The 2,349-nt window shown below is 40.2% G+C and carries 2 protein-coding genes and 1 pseudogene; 1 reads left to right on the top strand and 2 read right to left on the bottom strand.

Going from position 1 to position 2,349, the window contains the following annotated elements; translation table 11 throughout:
* Window positions 1-382 (bottom strand): annotated as a pseudogene (locus AB4Z17_RS33125) (phytanoyl-CoA dioxygenase family protein); the annotation flags it as partial.
* A 179-nt stretch (window positions 383-561) separates the two neighbouring features.
* Between AB4Z17_RS33125 and AB4Z17_RS33120 the strand changes: the two are divergent.
* Window positions 562-1,362 carry an AraC family transcriptional regulator gene (locus AB4Z17_RS33120; protein WP_441964670.1) on the top strand — a complete coding sequence of 267 codons (801 nt, stop codon included), beginning with the start codon at window positions 562-564 and terminating at the stop codon, window positions 1,360-1,362.
* Window positions 1,363-1,365: 3 nt separating this feature from the next.
* Here the strand turns inward: AB4Z17_RS33120 and AB4Z17_RS33115 are convergent, their stop codons facing one another.
* Window positions 1,366-2,142 (bottom strand): DUF817 domain-containing protein, encoded by a 777-nt coding sequence (locus tag AB4Z17_RS33115; protein WP_441964672.1) that lies wholly within the window; start codon window positions 2,140-2,142, stop codon window positions 1,366-1,368.
* Window positions 2,143-2,349: the final 207 nt, after the last annotated feature.

Genomic DNA, 2,349 nt, shown 5'->3' with positions numbered 1-2,349 from the left:
TGTAATGATAAGTCAGCGACTGTTCTCCGAGAAGTTCATCGAAGAATCGCATGATGTGCTCCCCATTCAAAACATTAAGCAGTGCAGGAAGATCCTCGTTTGTTCCTCCAAAAAAAATCGTTTTGCTTCCATCTGCCATAACGCCATCTTCTAATTGCGTATCCCGATCTAGCTTTCCCATCTGTTTSATCTTTTCCAAAATATTTGTTCGAGCCTGCATCACCTTATCACGGTCATGAAACCCGCGGATCAGTAAATAACCGTCTTCCTCCATCCGATCGCGCAGCGCCTGAACATCATGAAAAATATCATTTGAGCTTCTGAGCTCTGTGAGCTCTTTTCCATCCATTTCTAATTCACGGCTTCCAACTTTAAGCTTCATTTCAATTACACTCCTCTACTCGGTATTTGTTCTAAGTGTAGAGGAAAATCATCTATGCATCCATGGATACATGTATTCACATCATGTATAATTGTACATATTATACATAGAATTCACGGTAATTTGTGAAATTAAATGTATATTAGAACAATGGAATGGATTTGATTAATATGACCTACATGAATATTCCTTATATACTTGGAAAAGAACCCATCAACTTCCCTCAATTTAATTCGATTTGGAAAGTGCAGGCTGACGATGCATACAACATTATAACCAGTGAAGGATTCGTCGTTCCTGGTCTTTTTATTACTTATGAAGGTAAGGGCATCCTATCCCAAGGGAATGACCGCTATGAGCTGCAAGCAGGCACTTTCTTTTTCGTTCAGGAGGGAATTCCCTCCGAATACAAGTGTCAGGATAATAACTGGAAATTTTATTATCTTGATTTCAATTCCCTGGACACCATTCGAAATCTGCAGCTTCCTGTAAGCAAGGTCGAAACAACAGGAAAAGTTGCAGAGGCAGTACTGCTGTGCGAGCGTATCATTGATACTTTGATTGCAGAATCCTTCGGTTACGCTTATTCTTCGAATATCTTCCTGCAACAATTATTGGTACTCTTTGCTAGAGAGCTTGAGTCAGGGCAGACCTCGCGCCAAAGCGAACTCAACAATATATTAATCTATATCCATCGGAATATGGATAAGGGTATTCGGGTCGAAGAACTCATCGAACGCAGCGGCTTGTCGCGAACGTCCTTTTTTTCGCGCTTCCGCGCATTAACAGGCCAATCACCCAGCGAGTATATGCAAAATTTAAAGCTAGAATCGGCCAAAGTATCGCTGGAGACAACAAGCCTGTCAGTGAAGGAAATTTCATCCCAGCTGCAATTTTATGACGAGTTTCATTTCTCTAAACTGTTTAAACGAAAGTATGGTCATTCTCCAAGCAATTGGCGGTCTTCCAGAGGAACATGAATCCTAGCTGAATGATGAATCGTTTTTTGTCCGTTCCGCTTTTACATGTTTCAGCTGGGCGACGATAATGACACTAATGATTGCCAGAAGGAACCATGAGCTAATCTTACTGAAACTGACCAGCTGCCAGGTTTGATTCTGATCAGGATATTTCCAAGCATTAAAAAACGTGGCTATATTTTCAGCTAACCAAATAAAAAAACCTACAATAATAAATGAAAGGGTTAAAGGCATTCGATAAGTTATAGCTCTTACCCGAAATATGATCCATGTTTTCCAGAATACAATAAATACAAGCGTCGTCAGCCACCAGCGAAAATCAGGAATAAAATGATGTGTGAAAAAGTTGAAATAGATGGCTCCTCCAAGCAGCGCCGATGGTGCAAGCCCAGGCCAGCCAGTCATGTCCATTCGTAGTCTCCGCCAAACCTGACACATAAAGCTTGCAACACTTGCATACATAAATCCGCTATAGAGCGGGACACCAAGCAACTTTGTAAACCCTAGCTCCGGATATGACCAAGAGCCCATCCTGACCTTATAGATCTCAAGCAGCAAACCAATGATGTGAAATATACAGATTACTTTGATTTCATCACGTGTCTCTAATCCGCTGCGATACATGAGGTATTGCACGCCAAGCAGTACAAGTAGAATGGCATCATAACGATGAATGAAAGGTATTTCTACGATGTTAGAAAGAGCTAATGTTCCAAAAATCGTAATTGGAAATATGCAGCTCATCGCCTGATGGTAGCCAAAATGCAGTAGCTGTAACATTGATTTCAATTTGTTTCTCTCCTCACCATGACCAAAGGATAACATTTCACGACAGTGTCAACGTTCTACAACTGTCCTATGAGATAAAGCTCCCGCCATGTTAAATAAAAAAACAATTTCCTTTTCTGATCAGGAAATTGTTTTTTATTTTATTTTATTGTTCTATGAATTATGTTTATTTTTTTGATCATAGAAATGACAGCGAGC

Origin of the sequence: Paenibacillus sp. TAF43_2 (genome assembly GCF_052113545.1) — a bacterium.
Taxonomy (GTDB): Bacteria; Bacillota; Bacilli; order Paenibacillales; family Paenibacillaceae; genus Pristimantibacillus.
The sequence above is the reverse complement of the archived record's forward strand: the minus strand, read 5'-3'. Positions and strand labels throughout refer to the sequence as shown.

Bases quoted from the DNA above. Each gene is read 5' to 3' on its own strand.
- AB4Z17_RS33120 (WP_441964670.1), top strand. From the start codon at position 562: ATGAATATTCCTTATATACTTGGAAAAGAACCCATCAACTTCCCTCAA.
- AB4Z17_RS33115 (WP_441964672.1), bottom strand. From the start codon at position 2,142: ATGTTACAGCTACTGCATTTTGGCTACCATCAGGCGATGAGCTGCATA.